We start from the raw sequence: 18069 nt of genomic DNA, 5'->3' as shown, positions 1-18069 counted from the left end.
TGGTCAAATTACGACAATTTTCAGAAACAATATCCGAATGTCGCCCTTAATTTCCATTGTGATGGCCACCTACAACGGGGAGAAATACCTCCGAGAACAAGTGGACAGCTTGTTGGCTCAAAGCTATCCATCCTTGGAATTTGTATTTGTGGACGACGCTTCTTCTGATTCATCACTTGCGATTTTGCGGAAATATGCCCTTACTGATTCTCGCATTCATATAGTCGCAAACACTGTCAATCAAGGCTTATTATCCACTTTCGAAACCGGAATCAAGGCAGCAAAAGGCGAAATGATGGCGCTAGCGGACCAGGATGATGTGTGGATGTTGGATAAAATCAGCTTGTTAGCAGGTGCCATTGGTTCGCATTCTATGATCTATGCAGACTCTGCTTTGACCAATGCGGCCGGTACTGTCACTGGAAAATTCTCCGATCGGAATCATTTATGTGATTATCCGACTGCGCTGCACTATGTTTTTGGGACCAAAGCCATGGGGCACGCGATGCTCTTCAAGCGCGAAATTATCGACATCGCCTTACCTTTCCCAGATTATGTGGGACACGATTATATCCTGGGTTTTGCCGCAGCAGCCCTGAACGGCGTTGCCTATTTCCCTACGACCTTAGTGAATTACCGCCAACACAGCAGTAACACGATGGGGGCGGATTTGAGTAAAGGAAAGAAAAATTATAACACGAGAGAGGAGCGAAATGCTCGGATTGTGAAGCGACTTAATTTACTCGCAGATCGTTGTCCTGCCAGCGATGAACGGGAAATTTTGCAGGCATTAGCTCAGGATTTTGCGTCAACTGACATCGCAGCACGTATACGTAGATTTCTCACCGTCGCTACACACCACCGAGCGATGTTAGCCTACAAAGGAAAATCGGCGTTAGGCAGTTTACTTTACAGCTTCAAACTTCTATTTTCTATTTTCTAAACGGAAGACTTAATCGGTAGTACAGATTCTTCAAATGCACCGTTAACGGAATCGGGCGTTGCACTAAAGGCCCATCGAACGTATCCCCGCGTCTCAGGTAGTATTTTGACAAGGTAGACGAGGTCATCCCCCATTTGCGAATAAACTGGTAATATCCTTTGTTTTGTTTCACGCGTTTCACAGAAATCGATCCAAAATGGTAGATTCTACTCCGCGAAATCCCCTTGAACAAGCGAACACCCGCCTGCCAGCATTTCATAGAGAAATCGGGATCTGAATACATTCCCGGCGTAAATTCATTCGAATAGCCTCCCACTTTATCCCAAAGCGACCGGTGCACCACATTAGGTGGCCAAGTCGCTCCTTGCCAATCTGCAAAAGGTAAAGAATCATAGGTTGCTAGTAATCTCGCTTCCTCGAAAGTGACTATCGAACGGCCAAAATCGGCCTGAATGGAACAAGCACTTTGGGCTTTAGGCTCGATGGCCGTGGCCGATAAAAAGAATTCCGTGTGACCGATGAGTTCAATTTCCTCTTTCAGAATACCATCCCAATGAGGCAGCACGTACATATCGTCATTCAAATACAAGAAATAATCCGCGCGAGCCAGTTTGACCATCGCGTTCATCGCGTAGCAAACGCCCACATTGATCGGGCTGTAGGAAAAAGCGATATCCTTTTGTGATTCGACCCATTCTTTCGAGCCGTCATTCGCCTCATTTAAATGCAGGATGATTTCAAAAGAGGTCGTAGAATGTTTTCGGATGGCCGCGATGCATAATTGCAAGTAGGCTAAATTATTCCAGCTCGGAATGAGGATAGAAAAATAGGGATTTGCAGGCACCTGGGATGCCGGGAAAAATTGAATCGACTCTTCCATTATAGCATGCGGTAGTTTTTGTATTCACCCACGCGGTACCCCGTGAGGTCTTCAATCTTCTGCAAAATCTTACGGCGGAAAGTCATTTTCTTTTCTAATTCGACCGGATCAAAATAGAATGGCCAGTTCGATCGTGCCACGCGGTCTGCCATCACGGCTGGATGCGTGCCTTCAAATCGGAACAAACGTTCCGCATTACCGTAATCAAATTGGTAATCTGCCGGCACATTTTCGGCTAACCAAGCGTCATCGTGGTAGAATTGCGTAAAGTTACGCACCTTATTATTTAAGCCTTCGGGCGGTTTTACCCAGCCATAATGGTTAATATGAGCTGGAATTAATTTCACTTTCAGTTTCTTGCCGTCTTTTCTAAAACCCTGTGCATCCTTATACGAATGAATACCTGGATGCATTTTTACGACCCGAATTTCTCTTCTATACCAACGCCGTGACACCGCCACATGCTGGTAAGATCCGTAAAAATGTCTGTAATGAAAGAGTAAACCTTCTACGTTTGAATCAGCCAAATTCGCCTCCATCGCCGCTTTCACGACAGGCAAATCAGCTTCATGCACGCATTCGTCACCCTGGATATAGAAAGCCCAATCGATATCTTTGGAAATGGCCTGAAGCGCTTTATCTGTTTCTAAGGCAAATGTGGCGCCGCCTTCTCGTTTAGCATCATCCCAAACCGTCTCCACGATTTTGATTTTATCCGACGGAATCGATTGAATTAAGGCCAAAGTCTCATCTTCCGACGCCCCTACCGCCACCACAAACTCGTCGCAGATGGGTAAAATCGACGTGATGGCTTCTACGATGGCATAATCGTTCTTCACCGCATTCCGTATAAAGGTAAATCCGGCTATTTTCATCGATCGTATTTCACTTGAATACCGTGGTATTTCGTTTGTTCCACGTAATCTTTCCGCAATGGATGTCCCTCCCAGTCTTCTGGAAGCAATATTCTGCGTAAATCAGGATGACCTGTAAATTCAATACCAAAGAAATCGAACGCCTCTCTCTCGTGCCAATCCGCCGTTCTCCAGACAGAAGATACAGAAGAAACCACGGGTGCCGAGCGTTCTAAAATTACCCGCAAATGCAAGGTGATATGATTCGGGATGGAATAAAGCGTGTAAACAACTTCCATTTTATCCGCTTCTGGCCCTTGATCGATAGCCGTGATGCAGGAAAGGGAATCAAAGTAGGTAGCTGGGTTTTTCCAGAGAAAATCACAAACCGGCAAAATCTGCTCCGCAGGCAAAGTCAATCGACTTAATTCCTCCTCCCAGTGGGATTCAAAACCAAATTCTGCTTGCAAGAATGCTTGAATTGCTGACAGTTCCATCCTATTTGTTTAAGGCTTCTAATATACGTTTAGGAGCTACAAGGGTCTCCTGATTGATTTTTTGTTGTAATTTAATGATGCCTCCTAAAAGTGCTTCTGGACGTGGTGGGCAACCCGGAACATAAACGTCCACGGGAATAATTTTGTCCACTCCTTTCACCACATGGTAGCCGTGTTCCCAATAAGGACCACCGCAATTCGCACAAGAACCCATGGAAATCACATACCGCGGTTCTGGCATTTGTTCGTAGAGACGACGGATGCGATCCGCCATTTTGAAAGTCACCGTTCCAGCCACAATCATCACGTCAGACTGACGCGGGGAAGGCCGAGGAAATACCCCAAAACGATCTAAATCATAGCCTGACGCAAAGGCTTGCATCATTTCGATCGCGCAACACGCTAAACCAAAGCTCATGGGCCAAAGCGAACTCGCCCTCGCCCAATTAAATAAATCTTCGACATTGCTGAGCACAAAGCCGTCGGATTCAAATTCTTGGTCTAAAAAACTCTTCATGTTTGGGGTTATTTTCGCAATCGTTCTGTAAATATACCTAAATTCACAAAATTTTTCGTGCATGTCACTCGTACCTTTTTTCGATACTGATTTAGCCAAACTTCGTGGGATGACCCCTGCGAAGCTTACGTTGCTACAGACCGAACTAGGGATGTTTACCTACGGTGACTTGATTCAATATTTTCCGTTCCGCTACGAGGACCGTACGGTGGTTCATCCCATCGCCTCCATCACGGACGAAATGGATCATGCACAGTTCGTAGGAAGAATCCGCTTCAAAGAAAAAATAGGGGCTGGACACCGGCAGCGCATTGTTGCACAGGTCTGTGATGCAACCGGCTGCATTGAAATTGTCTGGTTTCAGGGAGTGAAATGGCTCGAAAAGTCTTTGAATACCGGCGTAGACTACCTGTTTTATGGCAAGCCCACCAGCTTCAATGGCACGATTCAGATGACCCACCCAGAGATGGAGGTCTACAAAGGGGAGCAAGCATCGGGCAAGTATTTCCAACCCGTATATCCTTTGACGGAGAAATTGCGCAAGAAATACATCGATAGCAAGGCGATCGCCACCTTACAAAAAAACCTATTAGAAATTGCGTTTCCTTACATCAGAGAGACTTTGCCGGGGGATGTTACCGCTCAGTTTAAGTTGATTTCCAAGCAGGAGGCTTTATACCATATTCATTTACCCCAAAGCGAAACGTGGCTTCACCAGGCCCGTCGCCGATTGAAATTTGAGGAATTATTTTACAATCAATTGCGCTTGATCAAGCAGAATTTGATTCGAAAAGTAGCCTTCCCGGGGCAGGTGTTTTCTTCAGCCGCCTTATTAACGACGTTCTACCAAGAGCATATGCCTTTCGAATTAACCAATGCCCAGAAGCAGGTGATTCGGGAGATATTTGCCGATATGCGGTCAGGCAAGCAAATGAATCGCTTGTTGCAAGGAGATGTGGGATCAGGTAAGACGATTGTGGCTTTTATATCGATGCTGTTAGCCATTGATAATGGGGCTCAGGCGTGTTTGATGGCGCCTACAGAGATTTTGGCAGATCAGCATTACCAAGGTTTAAAACAATTTGCGGATTTATTAGGCATCACGATCGCGAAGCTGACCGGGTCTGTTAAGAAGAAAGACCGCGTGGGCTTACATGAGGATTTGCAGTCCGGGAAATTACAGATTTTAGTGGGTACACATGCTTTATTCGAGGATTCTGTTCAATTTAAGAACCTAGGGATGTGCATCATAGATGAGCAACACCGGTTTGGGGTGGCGCAGCGCGCCAAGCTTTGGGACAAAAACAAAACGTTCCATCCCCACATTTTAGTCATGACGGCGACGCCTATTCCGAGGACATTAGCGATGACGCTCTATGGAGATTTAGATATTTCGATAATTAACGAATTACCCGTGGGCCGCAAGCCCATTCAGACTACCCATCGCTACGACACCCATCGCCTGCAAGTCTTTGCCTTCATCCAAAGCGAGCTCAGCAAAGGCCGCCAAATTTATATTGTCTATCCTTTAATCGAAGAATCCGAGAAAATGGACTTCAAAGACTTGATGGATGGCTACGAAAGTATTTCGCGGGCGTTCCCAGAGGTACCTTTGGGAATCTTACACGGCAAAATGAAACCTGCAGACAAAGACATCGAGATGGCTCGTTTCGTGAAAAACGAGACAAAAATCATGGTAGCCACCACCGTGATCGAGGTAGGCGTAAACGTGCCTAATGCCTCCATTATGGTGATCGAAAGCGCAGAACGATTCGGTTTATCGCAATTACACCAATTACGCGGTCGCGTAGGCCGAGGAGCAGAACAGAGTTATTGTATTTTGATGACCGGATTCAAAATAAGCGCAGACACCAAAAAACGGATCGAAACGATGGTGAAAACCAATAATGGATTCGAAATCGCCGAAGTGGATTTGCAATTGCGTGGACCGGGTGATATTTCCGGCACTCGCCAAAGTGGCGCCATCGACCTCATGATCGCTGACCTCGCTAAAGACGGTGAAATATTAAAAGTAGCCCGAGAAACGGCTCAAAAAATCTTAGACGAAGATCCGAACCTCGAAAAATCCGAATACGCGATGATTAGAGAGCAAGTCAGAACCCAGCGCAAAGACACGACCAACTGGGCCCGCATCTCTTAATTCAAATTAGGATCGTCTGGATAAGTGGAAAGGACTCTGAAATCCCCTCCTTTGGCATGCAAAATCTTCCTCCACAAACGCTCGTGAGGTTCATCAAATACTAATTTATCATTCCCAGGATGTAGAATCCACGCATTCGAACGCACCTCGCGCTCCAGCTGCCCAGCTCCCCAACCAGAATAACCGATAAAGAATTTAATTTCATCGAATCCGATCTCCCCCGCCACCACCTTATCAATAGCGACTTCGAAACTCCCTGACCAATAAATCCCCGGACCGATCAACACGCCATCCGGAATTAAATCAGGCCTGCGGTGCACAAACTGCATAATCGTGGGATCCACCGGGCCGCCAGAAAAAAGGGGCACGTCCTCTAAGACTTTTTCGTCGACAAAGGAATCGAAGACTATTTCTTGTTTGTTATTCAACACTAAGCCAAATGAATGCGCCGTTGTATGCTCGCAAAGTAAGATCACCGAGCGATGAAAAGACGGATCCTCTAGAAAAGGTTCCGCCAGCAAAAGCATCCCTGGCTGTAAATCATCTGCGGTATAACTCATTGCATCGCGCTTTTTTCGTAATTTTAAGGAATGACTCAACACCTGTTCCTCTCTTTAGGCGGCAATCTAGGAAATACCCGGGAAATATTCGAGGGGGCCTACCCGCATATTGAAAAAAAAATAGGAAAAATAGCGGTTTACTCGTCGATATACCAAACAGAAGCCTGGGGTCCCATCCCACAAGCAGACTTCTTAAACCAAGTGTTGCTTGTAAGCACTTCTTTAAAACCTGAAGCCTGTTTAACGGAACTACTCGAAATTGAACGGCAATTTGGGAGGGAACGTAAAGAGCGCTGGGGACCTAGAACACTAGACCTAGACATACTGTTTTACGGTGATGTCATTATAGCAGCATCCGATTTAAGCATCCCGCATCCACGGATTGCGGAACGCAAATTTATCTTGACGCCATTAGCAGAGATAGCGCCCTTATTTGAAGATCCGACATCACGTAAATCAATGACGGCTCTATTAGCGGCTTGCGCTGACGAAAGCCAGGTTAATCGTTCTGTTTAGGGAATTTCCAGCTTTTGGAGGTAATCCGCTCGTAATACTTTTCGTACAAAGGCAGAATTTTAACGATGTCAAATTCCTGTGCCCGAGCTAGCGCATTCGCCTTCATCTGGTCGTGCAAAATAGGATCAGATAACATCTTAATGGCATTCGCCGCCATGTCTTTCACATCGCCTATTTCGCTCACATAACCCGTCACGCCGTGAATATTCACCTCCGGAATCCCGCCAGCATTCGAAGAAATCACCGGCACTTCGCAAGCCATTGCCTCTAAAGCAGCTAAACCAAAACTCTCTTTTTCAGAGGTTAATAAAAACAAATCCGCTAAAGACAATGCCTCCTCAATCCCATCCATCTTTCCTAAGAAACGGACATCGCATTGTACTTCTAACTCGCGGCACAATGCTTCGATACCGGAACGTTCAGGACCATCGCCTATCAACACTAATTTAGCTGGAATCTTCTTCCGAACTAAGGCAAAAACGCGTACTATATCTTCAATTCGCTTAACTTTTCGAAAATTAGAGGTGTGCATTAAAAGCTTCTCGCCATTAGGACACAGGGACTTTTTGAAGTGCTCGTGCGGGCGTTTTTGGAAACGATTTAAATCAATGAAGTTAGGAATTACCTCGATATGACTCAAGATCTCGAACTCCTCATAGGTATCATTTTTCAAACTCTCAGACACCGCCGTTACGCCATCCGATTCATTGATGGAAAAGGTAACTACTGGCTCGAAAGACGGATCGCGACCCACAAGCGTGATATCGGTTCCGTGAAGCGTGGTAATAACTGGTACGTGAATACCTTTGTATTTTAGAATTTGCTTCGCTAAATAGGCTGCAGAAGCGTGTGGAATCGCATAATGCACGTGGATTAAATCCAACTTCTCATTTACTGTCACATCCACCATTTTACTCGCTAAAGCAGACTCATAAGGCAAGTATTCAAATAAGGGATAGGACGCCACGGAAACTTCATGGTAGAAGATATTTTCGGAAAAAATATCTAAACGAGGGGGTTGCGTGTACGTGATAAAGTGCACCTGGTGACCCGCTAAGGCCAAAGCTTTACCTAATTCGGTCGCCACCACACCACTTCCGCCATACGTCGGATAACAAACGATCCCTATTTTCATGCCTTAAATTTAACTGAAAGAATGTAAATTTGTCCTACACAACTGATAACCTTTGAAAAATCTCGTCTTATTTGCTTCTGGTTCGGGTTCTAATGCCGAAAAAATCATCGAACATTTCAAAGGATCCGATCAGGTTCGCATCACCCACATTTACTGCAATAACCCTTTAGCGGGGATTATTCAGCGGGCGGAGCGATTAGGCGTGCCATGTCGCGTTTTTGACAGAGAATCCTATAAGAACGGAACGGTGTTAAAAGAAGTTCAATCGCTCAGGACAGATTGGATTATTTTGGCGGGTTTTTTATGGTTAATCCCGGCTGATTTTGTGAAAGCTTTCCCTCAACGTATTGTGAATATTCACCCAGCTTTACTGCCTAAATTTGGCGGAAAAGGCATGTATGGCCATTTTGTACACGAAGCGGTGGTGGCTGCTGGCGAAAAAGAATCAGGGATTACGATTCATTACGTGAATGAGCATTATGATGAGGGAGCAACTATCTTCCAGAGTTCATTCCCGGTTTTACCGAGTGATACTCCAGAAGATGTCGCTAAAAAAGGCCAGGTATTAGAGCACCGGGATTTCCCTAAGGTGATCGAATCGCTTGTTTTACCAGCCACCTCCTAACACGCGGTATAAATTAATCGCGCGCATCCATTGATTTCTCGAAATTTCTAAGAGCTCTAACTCGGATCGCAAGGCGTTTTGTTGTGCTGTTAGCACTTCTAAATAGCTTGCATTCGCGGTCAAAAAGAGCGTTCCCACCGTATTGATAGCCCCTTTCGTTAAGAGCACCTCTCGTTGTTTCAGCTGCTGTTGTTTTTGTAAATAGGCCAAAGATTTTACCTGCGTATCCCACTCTAAATAGCCTTTCACCAGCGCATTTTGATACGCAATATCTTGCCATTTCCATTGGGATTCAGATCGCAACATCTCCGCCGTAATCGCCGAACGATTTAACCAAGGCATCGTAATTCCTCCTAACAACTGATACGCCATAGAGGCCGGCAATTGAAACAGATAGGCAGGCTGAAATCCCTGAACGCCTAGAATCCCTGACAGAACAATGGACGGTTTTAGCGCCAAAGAGGCACTTTCTTTCGTCTCCAACGCAGCCATCAGATTTAACTTTGCTTGTTTAATGTCTGGTCTGCGCTCTAATTGATCAATCTTCACTCGCGCAAACAAGCTACTGTCCAGTGCACATTGGAAGGGAAATTTCGACCGAAATATGGGCGCGTTCGGTTTATTTAATAACAAGCGAATCTCATTCTCTAAACTCGTCATTTGCTGCAAAACACCTCCTTCTTGTGCCCGGGAATTTAACAACTGAGCCTCTAATTGTTGCACCGCGGACTCATTCACCGCGCCAGCTTCTTTCTGTACTTGGACAAGTTCGAAGGCTTTGCGTTGAATTTCAATATTGGTTTTCAAAATATCGAGTTCCTTATCAAGCGCAATTAACTGCCCATAAGCGCCCGCCACTTCTGCGACCAGCGACGTTATGAGCCATTGCTGACCAGACTCAGTGGCTAAATACCGGAGGGCGCTGGCCTTTTTTCGTTTGGCTAACTTACCCCAAATATCTAATTCCCATGCTGTCTGCACCCCTATTTGCAGATCTGGTAAATGCTCCGGTATTATCTGGTCCCGGGTAATATTGGTAGAGAATTGCGTATCGTAATTTCCCACTCCATCCATAGTGTATTTTCCAAAACGTCTCAAACTGGGCTGAACTAGCCCACTGACGGTTGGTTTACGCAGTCCTCTTTGGTAACCAAATTCTGACTTCGCCATGGCTACCTGCAAAAAGCCCTGCTTGATGTCATTACTTCGGACTAAAACCGAATCAATTAGTTGAACTAAGAGTGAGTCTCGCTTCCAACATTCCTGCACACCTGACACGGAGGATTGCTCCTTTTCAGACCGATACGTATCTAATTCAGCGCTTATCTGACGCTGCTCTCGCATGAGCCCGTTGGTGCATGATGCTAAAACCAGCCATAAACCAACGAAATATATCCTATTTTTCATTTTTAGACCATTTAGCCGAGAGTGATGCGAATACCACATATAACCCCGGAATAACTAACAAACCTCCTACTGTTCCTAAAATCATACCCCCAGCAGACGCCGTACCAATCGTCCGGTTTCCAATGGCTCCCGCACCGGAGGCAATCATCAACGGAATTAATCCAGCCACAAAGGCAAAAGAGGTCATCAAAATGGGACGCAAACGAGAGAAAGCACCCTCTTTTGCTGCCTCAATAATGGAAGCACCTTCCTTTTGTTTCGCAATCGCAAACTCCACAATCAAGATCGCGTTCTTTCCTAATAAACCGATAAGCATGACCAGCGCCACTTGCGCGTAAATGTTATTTTGTAGGCCAAATACAAACAAGAACGCATAGGTTCCCATCGCCCCCATGGGAAGGAAAAGCAAAACGGGGAAGGGCAACAGAAAGGATTCGTATTGTGCTGCCAGCAGTAAATAGACAAAAAGTAAGCAAATGGCGAAGATGAAAATGGCCTGGTTTCCAGCTAAATCCTCTTCCCGTGTCATCCCAGACCACTCCAGCGTAAAACCTCGAGGCAAACTCTTTAAGGCCTCCGCCCGAATGATGTCTAACACGGCTCCAGAAGAAAATCCAGGGGCAGGTTCGCCATTGACCATCGCTGAAGTAAACATGTTATAGCGCGTAAATTGCTCAGGTCCATACACCCGCTTCATCTTGACGAAAGAGGAATAAGGAACCATTTCTCCAGATTTATTTTTCGCATAAAACTTCAGCACATCATCTGGATGCGCGCGGTAACGCGGATCCACTTGGACCATCACTTTGTACATTTGGCCAAAGCGAATAAAGTTCGTCGCATAAAAACTACCTAGCAGCGTTTGCAAGTTATCCATGGCAGGGAGGACATTCACTCCTTTTTGGGCGGCAGCCTCCTGATCCACTTCTAACATATATTGGGGGAAGCTAGGGTCGAAACTAGAAAAGGTATTTTGAATCGCTGGGGTCTCGTTGAGCTTTTTGGCAAAATCATTCGAAACCGCAGCCAACTTTTGAAGATCTCCAGAACCACTTCGATCCTGAATTCTAAATTCAAAACCAGAGGCATTTCCAAAACCAGGAACGGCCGGCGGAGGGAAAAACTGAATACTCGCGTCCTTAATTCCACTGGTTTTCGACCGAATAATCTCCGTTAATTCATCTACCGTCTCCTTTCGCTCCTCCCATGGTTTCAAGGTAATAATACCCGTGCCATAGGAGGCTCCAGAACCATCCGTCAATAAACTAAACCCTGCTAAGGTGGAAAAGGACTCAATGGCATCCACCCCTTTAATGGATTTAAATACCTGATCCATCACCCCTTCCGTCCGCTCTAAGGTAGCCCCTGCCGGAGTAGTTGCATTCACATAAAGCGTTCCTTGGTCTTCAGAAGGAATAAATCCACTAGGTACAATCCCGGACAAAACCACCGTTCCTACAACAGAACCGAGTAAAATCAGCCACATCAGCAATCGCTTGCTGATCAAAGCCCCTACCCATACGAGGTATTTTTGAGCGATTTGATCGTAACGCTGATTAAAGGCATGGAAGAATTTTCCAAGCACGTTATTTTGATTGTGCTCTGGCTTTTTCAACAATAACACACAAAGTGCGGGAGTCAAAGTCAAGGCCGTTAAGCCCGATAAGGCAATTGATATCGCCATCGTGACTGAAAACTGCCGGAAGAAAACACCAATCGGACCAGAAAGAAAGGCTACCGGCACAAACACCGCACCCATCACGAGCGTTATCGCTAAAATTGCGCCTGAAATCTCCTGCATCGCCTCTTGCGTGGCGGCGAGAACGGGCATGTCTTTTTCCTCCATTTTGGCATGGACCGCTTCCACCACGACAATGGCATTATCCACCACAATACCGATGGCTAAAACTAAAGAGAACAAGGTCAACAGGTTAATGGAGAACCCGAAAGCTAACATGAACGTGAACGTTCCTACTAAAGAAACAGGCACTGCAATAATCGGGACTAAAGTCGCCCGCCAGTCTTGCAAGAAAATAAACACGACGAAAGCAACTAATAAAAAGGCCTCAAGCAAGGTCTTAATCACCTCGTGAATCGAAGCATCCAAGAAACGAGATACGTCATAGGAGATTGTAAAGCCCATTCCTGGGGGGAAGGTCGTCGTCTTCAATTCGGCTAAGCGATTCTTCACATTCTCGATTACTTCTGCTGCATTCGAACCTGGACGTTGCTTCAATAAAATCGCCGCAGAAGGTCGACCATTTTCTTTCGAAAGTACATCGTAATCCAAGGATCCAAACTCGACTTCTGCTACATCTTTCAAGCGCAAAATCTGTCCCGTCTCCGTCGCTTTAATCACTAAATTCTCATATTCTGCTACCTGCGTAAACTTCCCCGTGTAACGCATGACATACTGCAATGCCTGCGGGTGCTTTCCGGAACTCTCTCCTATTTTTCCCGGGGCCGCTTCCACGTTTTGATTACGCAAAGCCTGAATCACATCTTCAGCTGATAATTTATAGGCGAACAAGCGATCTGGATGTAACCAAATACGCATGGCGTACTCTCTTTGGCCCATAATATCTGCGAAACCTACCCCATCAATTCGTTTTAACTCGGGAAGCACATTGATATCCGCGAAATTGTAAATAAACTTCTCGTCGATATCCGAATCCTCGCTCAACAAATTCACATACAGCAACATACTATTTACCTCTTTCTCCGTAATTACCCCCGCTTTAATGACCTCTTCGGGTAATTCATCTAATACGGTCTGAACCCGCGTTTGAACGTTTACCGCTGCCACATCGGGATCAGTTCCTACTTCGAAATAGACCTGAATAATACTGGTTCCATCGTTACCTGAAACGGACGTCATGTAGGTCATACCGGCTACACCGTTGATGGCGCGCTCGAGGGGCGTCACCACGGCCTTTGCACATACTTCCGCATTAGCACCGGTGTACTTTGTGGTCACGGTTACCGCCGGAGGAACAATATCTGGGAACTGAGTAATGGGCAATTGCTTCATGGCAATAACCCCTAAAATCACGATAAAAATCGATACGACGATCGACAATACCGGTCTAGTGATGAATTGTTGTACCATGTTACAGTGCTTTATAATCCGTTAATAATTGGCGCATTGGCTTGAAAGTTGACTTGATTTTTTGCCCCTGCTTCACCAATTGAATTCCCTCAATCAATACAGTATCCTTTGCTGAAAATCCCGTTTTAACTAAGTAGAAATGCGGAATGCGTAAGTCTGGAACGATACTTTTCATCTTGACTATTCCTGCTGCATCTTTCACGAAAACATAACTCTTCTCTTGAATTTCGAAAACTGATTTTTGGGGAATAGCCCAATAGCCAGCGACCTTCTTAGGCAATTGTACTTTTCCTGAAGCCCCATGGCGGAGGAGTTTAGTCGGATTTGTAAAACGGGCACGAAATGCAATATTTCCCGTATTCTTATCAAATTCTCCTTCGATTGTTTCCACTATGCCCTTTTGCGGATAGTGCTCACCATTCGCTAATACCAGGTCCACGCTCGCCGCTTTATTTACCCCGCCTTGCTCACTAAACGCCAAGTATTCCTGTTCCGAAACATTGAAATAAGCGTATACGTTTTGATTATCAGAAAGCGTCGTTAACAAGGTGCCTTCATCTACTAAGCTACCCCGCTTGAAGGGCAATCGATCCACGATTCCATCAAAAGGCGCTCGAATATTCGAGTGTTCTACTTTTAATTCTGCTGCACTCACATGGGCTAAAGCCTCCTCTCGTTTCGCTTTAAGACCATCCACTTTCGCCAGTGAAATAGCTAATTGGTTTTTCGAGATCACATTTTTATCGACTAGTAAGCGCGTGTTGACTAGTGTCAATTCCTCTGCTTTTAACTCTGCCGAAGCTTGGCTCAAAACCGCTTTCGCCCGAGCTAAGTCAGCCACGTATTCCTGGCTATTAATCGTGAACATGATCTGACCTTTTTTAACCTGCTTCCCCTCATCCACTAATATGCGGTCTAAATACCCCTTGACGCGGGCTCGTATTTCTACATTTTGGACCGCATGAATGTCCGCCACAAATTCTTGGCGAATCGTGGTATCTAATGAGATGGGAGAAGACACTTCTAACGTCTGTATTTCCACTGTCTCGTCTTTTTTAGCCGTGCAGGCTGCTAAAAGCAATAATCCCAAAAGGTATCTTGTCATAACTACTTAGTTTGGTCTTCCTCCATGTTGCTTGTAGGAAGACGGTTTCGTTTTAAAGGTATCCACCCAATCAATATTAGGCGTATTTACTTGGTACTTAGGGGTTTGATTACGAGGTTTCTGTTCTTTTACTTCCACCTTTTTCTCCATCTGTACATTATCTTTCAATGTCCTGTTTATCTGATTTTTATAGTGCTTACCCTGAGCCATTCCTATAAAAACGACACAGACGAACATAGACGCTAAGGCGTATATTTTCATATCGATTTTTGTATGCGGCAAAGCATACGTTACAAGAAGATTTTATGATTTTGTTTCAATAAGGCACGCGTATTACGCGATGCGGGGAGGGGGAATCACTTGCTCTAAAAGCACTTGTAAGGCGGACTGACTATACTGATCACTAATTGATTTATCAGTATAACTATCGTTTTGATTTAGGTCTAGTTTTGGACCAAAATCTTCACTCGCAAAAAAATCATCCGATCCATCTTCTTCCAAAGAATCTTCGAATGACATCTCTAGAGAGAGGCTACTCTTTTCGACCCATGTATCTAGCGCTAACGAAAGTCCATCCTTCGTTAAAAGACAACATACTAACAAGAAATAAACAAGTATTCCTCTGATCATTACTTACTCTTTAATTTCTTCGTAGGGAACATAATCGCCCCCCACATCATCCGTTTTAGCTTTCGTTTTAGGTGGTACATAATCCACATCAATTGTGCCCTCTTTGCGAGATTTCGAAGCAGCTTGCTTCGAACGAATATCTTGCTCAGACATCTTTTTATGCACCTGCGTAATGACATAACCCTTCATCAAAAAACGAAGTAAGGGAATCACCACATAGTATAAAACTAAACCGAGCGCAATAAGTTTTAACATCTTATCTACTTAGATATAAATTTCGTTCACCATACACTTTACGGAAGAAATCATCCTTCAAATCATCAATGAAATAGATCGCTTCACCCGTCGACTTCATTTCGGGTCCTAATTCCATATTTACGTTCGGAAATTTACTGAAAGAAAAGACAGGAATCTTGATTGCGTATCCTTTCTTGACCGGTTTGAAATTGAAATCTTTCACCTTCTTGTCCCCTAACATTACCTTCGTCGCGTAATTCACATAAGGCTCTTGGTAAGCTTTGCAAATGAATGGAACGGTACGAGAAGCACGTGGGTTCGCTTCAATAATGTATACCACTTCGTCTTTCACGGCGAACTGGATGTTTAATAGACCTTTGGTCTTCAAAGCCACCGCAATTTTACGCGTGTGATCTTCGATTTGCTTCATTACATTTTCCGATAAATCGAATGGAGGCAAGACCGAGTGAGAGTCACCTGAGTGAATACCCGCTGGCTCAATGTGCTCCATCATTCCGATGATGTACACGTCTTCGCCATCGCAGATCGCATCTGCCTCCGCCTCGATCGCGTTCTCTAAGAAGTGATCTAATAAAATTTTATTTCCTGGGATATCGCGCAAGATATCCACTACGTGTTGCTCTAATTCTTGCTCGTTGATCACGATTTTCATCGACTGACCACCTAATACATACGATGGACGAACTAATAAGGGGTAACCTAATTCGCGACCTAAAACCACTGCATTATCCGCATCTTCACATACTCCGAATTTAGGGTATGGAATATCCAAGTCTTTCAACAGACTCGAGAACGCACCGCGATCTTCCGCTAAATCCAAGGCCTCGAACGAAGTTCCTAAGATTTTGATGCCGTATTTCGAAAGCTTTTCTGCTAATTTTAAGGCTGTTTGACCTCCTAATTGAACGATAACGCCTTCTGGCTTTTCGTGTTGAATGATATCGTATACGTGTTCCCAGAATACCGGTTCGAAGTATAATTTATCTGCTATGTCAAAGTCTGTCGAAACTGTTTCTGGATTCGAGTTGATCATAATCGTCTCGTAACCCGCTTCTTTTGCGGCTAATACGCCGTGCACACACGAGTAGTCAAACTCAATCCCTTGACCGATACGGTTAGGACCTGAACCTAAAACGACTACTTTCTTCTTCGTCGAAGAAACTGATTCGTTATCTAACACCGCCGATGCTCCTTCTTGACCGAATGTCGAGTAGTAATAGGGAGTCTTCGCTTCAAATTCTGCCGCACAGGTATCTACACATTTGTAAATACGCTTGATGCCTACTGCATTACGCTTGTCGTATACCTCTGATTCTAGGCAACGCAAGGTGTGGGCGATTTGGCGATCTGCGAAACCTTTGTGCTTCGCTTCTTCTAATAAAATCGTCGGGATAGTGTGGATGGAATATTTCTCCATCTCTTTTTCCACGCGCACTAGATCCTCGATTTGGTTCAAGAACCATTTGTTGATCTTCGTTAATTGCTGTATCGTTTTGAACGAAATGCCCATTTTGAAGGCATCATAAATATGGAATAAACGGTTCCAAGATGGATTCGCCAAAGAGTACAAAATCGCATCTTGATCGCGTAATTCTTTTCCATCTGCACCCATTCCATTACGCTTAATCTCAAGAGATTGACACGCTTTTTGTAGGGCTTCTTGGAAATTACGACCGATACCCATCGTTTCTCCTACGGATTTCATTTGCAATCCAAGGGTACGATCTGCCCCTTTGAATTTGTCAAAATTCCAACGAGGCACTTTCACAATCACGTAGTCTAAAGCCGGCTCGAAATAAGCAGACGTCGTACCCGTAATCGCATTTGTTAATTCATCTAAATTATAACCGATCGCCATTTTCGCAGCGATCTTCGCAATCGGATATCCGGTTGCTTTAGAGGCCAAAGCCGAAGAGCGAGACACCCGTGGGTTAATCTCGATCGCGATAATTTCATCTGTTTCCGGATTCAACGAGAACTGTACGTTACAACCACCCGCAAACTGACCGATGGCGTTCATCATGTTGATGGCCATGTCACGCATGCGTTGGTAGATCGTATCTGGAAGCGTCATCGCTGGCGCTACCGTGATCGAATCGCCCGTGTGAATACCCATTGGATCGAAGTTTTCGATCGAACAGATGATGATCACGTTGCCTAAATTATCGCGTAAAAGTTCTAATTCGTATTCTTGCCAACCCATGATGGATTGCTCCACTAACACCTCATGTGTAGGGGATGCATGCAAACCTTTGTTCAAGGCAGCATCAAAATCTTTAGGATCATGCACGAAACCTCCACCCGTTCCACCTAAGGTAAACGAAGGGCGAATCACTAACGGGAATCCCGTTTCTTGTGCAATCTCTTTTCCTTCCAGAAAGGAACGAGCCGTACGTCCTTTACAAACGCCCACCCCGATTTCTAACATCTTTAAACGAAATTTCTCGCGATCTTCCGTCGTTTCGATGGCTTTGATATCGACCCCGATGATGCGCACACCGTATTTGGCCCAAATCCCCGCCGCATCACAATCGATCGCTAAGTTCAAGGCTGTTTGACCTCCCATCGTAGGCAAAACGGCATCCACTTTATGATTCTCTAAGATGTGAATGATCGACGCTTTCTCTAAAGGCTTCAAATACACGTGATCCGCGTTCATTGGATCCGTCATAATGGTCGCCGGATTCGAGTTAATCAAGATCACCTCGATGCCTTCTTCCCTCAGGGAACGAGCGGCTTGGGAACCAGAGTAATCAAATTCACAAGCTTGACCGATCACAATAGGACCAGAACCAATAATTAGGACGGATTTAATCGAGGAATCTTTTGGCACAGGGGTATAAATTAAATTCTGAAAGGATATGTGTTTTTT

The 18069-nt window shown here is 45.0% G+C and carries 17 protein-coding genes; 4 read left to right on the top strand and 13 right to left on the bottom strand.

All coding sequences use genetic code 11. The annotated features are described in order from the left end of the window. Window positions 1-37: 37 nt before the first annotated feature. Entirely contained in the window at window positions 38-943 is a 906-nt protein-coding gene (locus G9X63_RS01740) for a glycosyltransferase (protein WP_252623621.1), read from the top strand. On the opposite strand, the gene G9X63_RS01735 is transcribed toward G9X63_RS01740, so the two are convergent. The 4 genes from G9X63_RS01735 to G9X63_RS01720 are packed head-to-tail and all read right to left on the bottom strand — an operon-like array spanning window position 933 to window position 3691. Further along, window positions 933-1823, bottom strand: a complete 891-nt coding sequence (locus tag G9X63_RS01735) for a glycosyltransferase family 2 protein (protein WP_252623618.1) — start codon at window positions 1821-1823, stop codon at window positions 933-935. The two genes, G9X63_RS01740 and G9X63_RS01735, sit on opposite strands and share 11 nt — an antisense overlap. After that, a complete protein-coding gene (locus G9X63_RS01730; RefSeq protein WP_252623615.1) occupies window positions 1823-2698 on the bottom strand; it encodes a glycosyltransferase family protein in 876 nt (291 codons plus the stop codon). The genes G9X63_RS01735 and G9X63_RS01730 overlap by 1 nt, the downstream gene beginning before the upstream one ends. Then, window positions 2695-3174: an NADH-quinone oxidoreductase subunit C gene (locus G9X63_RS01725; RefSeq protein ID WP_252623613.1), complete on the bottom strand. Its 480-nt coding sequence runs from the start codon at window positions 3172-3174 to the stop codon at window positions 2695-2697. Before G9X63_RS01725 ends, G9X63_RS01730 begins: the two co-directional genes overlap by 4 nt. Before the next feature lies 1 nt (window position 3175). After that, a complete protein-coding gene (locus tag G9X63_RS01720) occupies window positions 3176-3691 on the bottom strand; it encodes an NADH-quinone oxidoreductase subunit B (protein ID WP_252623611.1) in 516 nt (171 codons plus the stop codon). Between the two features lie 61 nt (window positions 3692-3752). Here G9X63_RS01720 and recG point away from each other — a divergent pair, with 61 nt between their 5' ends. Further along, window positions 3753-5852, top strand: a complete 2100-nt coding sequence (gene recG, locus G9X63_RS01715) for an ATP-dependent DNA helicase RecG (protein ID WP_252623609.1) — start codon at window positions 3753-3755, stop codon at window positions 5850-5852. Here the strand turns inward: recG and G9X63_RS01710 are convergent. After that, window positions 5849-6412 carry a YqgE/AlgH family protein gene (locus G9X63_RS01710; RefSeq protein WP_130894883.1) on the bottom strand — a complete coding sequence of 188 codons (564 nt, stop codon included), beginning with the start codon at window positions 6410-6412 and terminating at the stop codon, window positions 5849-5851. The genes recG and G9X63_RS01710 overlap by 4 nt on opposite strands. Window positions 6413-6442: 30 nt before the next feature. Between G9X63_RS01710 and folK the strand changes: the two genes are divergently transcribed. Beyond that, window positions 6443-6928 (top strand): 2-amino-4-hydroxy-6-hydroxymethyldihydropteridine diphosphokinase, encoded by a 486-nt coding sequence (folK, locus tag G9X63_RS01705; RefSeq protein WP_252623607.1) that lies wholly within the window; start codon window positions 6443-6445, stop codon window positions 6926-6928. Here folK and bshA read toward each other — a convergent pair. Then, window positions 6912-8063, bottom strand: coding sequence for an N-acetyl-alpha-D-glucosaminyl L-malate synthase BshA (gene bshA, locus G9X63_RS01700; RefSeq protein WP_130894881.1), 1152 nt, complete (start codon window positions 8061-8063; stop codon window positions 6912-6914). The genes folK and bshA overlap by 17 nt on opposite strands. 52 nt (window positions 8064-8115) lie before the next feature. On the opposite strand from bshA, the gene purN reads away from it, so the two are divergent. Beyond that, the gene (purN, locus tag G9X63_RS01695) at window positions 8116-8688 is read left to right on the top strand and encodes a phosphoribosylglycinamide formyltransferase (RefSeq protein ID WP_252623605.1); all 573 of its coding nucleotides are present in this window, start codon (window positions 8116-8118) and stop codon (window positions 8686-8688) included. On the opposite strand, the gene G9X63_RS01690 is transcribed toward purN, so the two are convergent. The 7 genes from G9X63_RS01690 to carB all read right to left on the bottom strand — a co-directional run bounded on the left by G9X63_RS01690 (window position 8671) and on the right by carB (window position 18030). After that, entirely contained in the window at window positions 8671-10095 is a 1425-nt protein-coding gene (locus G9X63_RS01690) for a TolC family protein (RefSeq protein ID WP_252623603.1), read from the bottom strand. The two genes, purN and G9X63_RS01690, sit on opposite strands and share 18 nt — an antisense overlap. Further along, complete coding sequence (locus G9X63_RS01685) at window positions 10085-13204, bottom strand: efflux RND transporter permease subunit (RefSeq protein WP_252623585.1); 3120 nt, start codon at window positions 13202-13204, stop codon at window positions 10085-10087. The genes G9X63_RS01690 and G9X63_RS01685 overlap by 11 nt, the downstream gene beginning before the upstream one ends. A gap of 1 nt (window position 13205) precedes the next feature. Further along, window positions 13206-14309: an efflux RND transporter periplasmic adaptor subunit gene (locus G9X63_RS01680; protein WP_130894877.1), complete on the bottom strand. Its 1104-nt coding sequence runs from the start codon at window positions 14307-14309 to the stop codon at window positions 13206-13208. Between the two features lie 6 nt (window positions 14310-14315). After that, complete coding sequence (locus G9X63_RS01675) at window positions 14316-14570, bottom strand: hypothetical protein (RefSeq protein WP_130894876.1); 255 nt, start codon at window positions 14568-14570, stop codon at window positions 14316-14318. 72 nt (window positions 14571-14642) lie between these two features. After that, the gene (locus G9X63_RS01670; protein ID WP_130894875.1) at window positions 14643-14939 is read right to left on the bottom strand and encodes a hypothetical protein; all 297 of its coding nucleotides are present in this window, start codon (window positions 14937-14939) and stop codon (window positions 14643-14645) included. Between the two features lie 3 nt (window positions 14940-14942). Continuing rightward, window positions 14943-15194, bottom strand: a complete 252-nt coding sequence (locus G9X63_RS01665; protein WP_130894874.1) for a hypothetical protein — start codon at window positions 15192-15194, stop codon at window positions 14943-14945. 1 nt (window position 15195) lies between these two features. Further along, window positions 15196-18030, bottom strand: a complete 2835-nt coding sequence (gene carB / locus G9X63_RS01660) for a carbamoyl-phosphate synthase large subunit (protein WP_130894873.1) — start codon at window positions 18028-18030, stop codon at window positions 15196-15198. Between the last annotated feature and the right edge of the window lie 39 nt (window positions 18031-18069).

Origin of the sequence: Aquirufa antheringensis (genome assembly GCF_023921165.1) — a bacterium.
Classification (GTDB): domain Bacteria; phylum Bacteroidota; class Bacteroidia; order Cytophagales; family Spirosomataceae; genus Aquirufa; species Aquirufa antheringensis.
Note: the sequence above shows the minus strand (reverse complement) of the source record. Positions and strands in the feature narration are given on the sequence as shown.

Coding starts and splice junctions, on each gene's coding strand:
- G9X63_RS01740 (WP_252623621.1), top strand. CDS start 38: ATGTCGCCCTTAATTTCCATTGTGATGGCCACCTACAACGGGGAGAAA.
- G9X63_RS01735 (WP_252623618.1), bottom strand. CDS start 1,823: ATGGAAGAGTCGATTCAATTTTTCCCGGCATCCCAGGTGCCTGCAAAT.
- G9X63_RS01730 (WP_252623615.1), bottom strand. CDS start 2,698: ATGAAAATAGCCGGATTTACCTTTATACGGAATGCGGTGAAGAACGAT.
- G9X63_RS01725 (WP_252623613.1), bottom strand. CDS start 3,174: ATGGAACTGTCAGCAATTCAAGCATTCTTGCAAGCAGAATTTGGTTTT.
- G9X63_RS01720 (WP_252623611.1), bottom strand. CDS start 3,691: ATGAAGAGTTTTTTAGACCAAGAATTTGAATCCGACGGCTTTGTGCTC.
- recG (WP_252623609.1), top strand. CDS start 3,753: ATGTCACTCGTACCTTTTTTCGATACTGATTTAGCCAAACTTCGTGGG.
- G9X63_RS01710 (WP_130894883.1), bottom strand. CDS start 6,412: ATGAGTTATACCGCAGATGATTTACAGCCAGGGATGCTTTTGCTGGCG.
- folK (WP_252623607.1), top strand. CDS start 6,443: ATGACTCAACACCTGTTCCTCTCTTTAGGCGGCAATCTAGGAAATACC.
- bshA (WP_130894881.1), bottom strand. CDS start 8,063: ATGAAAATAGGGATCGTTTGTTATCCGACGTATGGCGGAAGTGGTGTG.
- G9X63_RS01690 (WP_252623603.1), bottom strand. CDS start 10,095: ATGAAAAATAGGATATATTTCGTTGGTTTATGGCTGGTTTTAGCATCA.
- G9X63_RS01685 (WP_252623585.1), bottom strand. CDS start 13,204: ATGGTACAACAATTCATCACTAGACCGGTATTGTCGATCGTCGTATCG.
- G9X63_RS01680 (WP_130894877.1), bottom strand. CDS start 14,309: ATGACAAGATACCTTTTGGGATTATTGCTTTTAGCAGCCTGCACGGCT.
- G9X63_RS01675 (WP_130894876.1), bottom strand. CDS start 14,570: ATGAAAATATACGCCTTAGCGTCTATGTTCGTCTGTGTCGTTTTTATA.
- G9X63_RS01670 (WP_130894875.1), bottom strand. CDS start 14,939: ATGATCAGAGGAATACTTGTTTATTTCTTGTTAGTATGTTGTCTTTTA.
- G9X63_RS01665 (WP_130894874.1), bottom strand. CDS start 15,194: ATGTTAAAACTTATTGCGCTCGGTTTAGTTTTATACTATGTGGTGATT.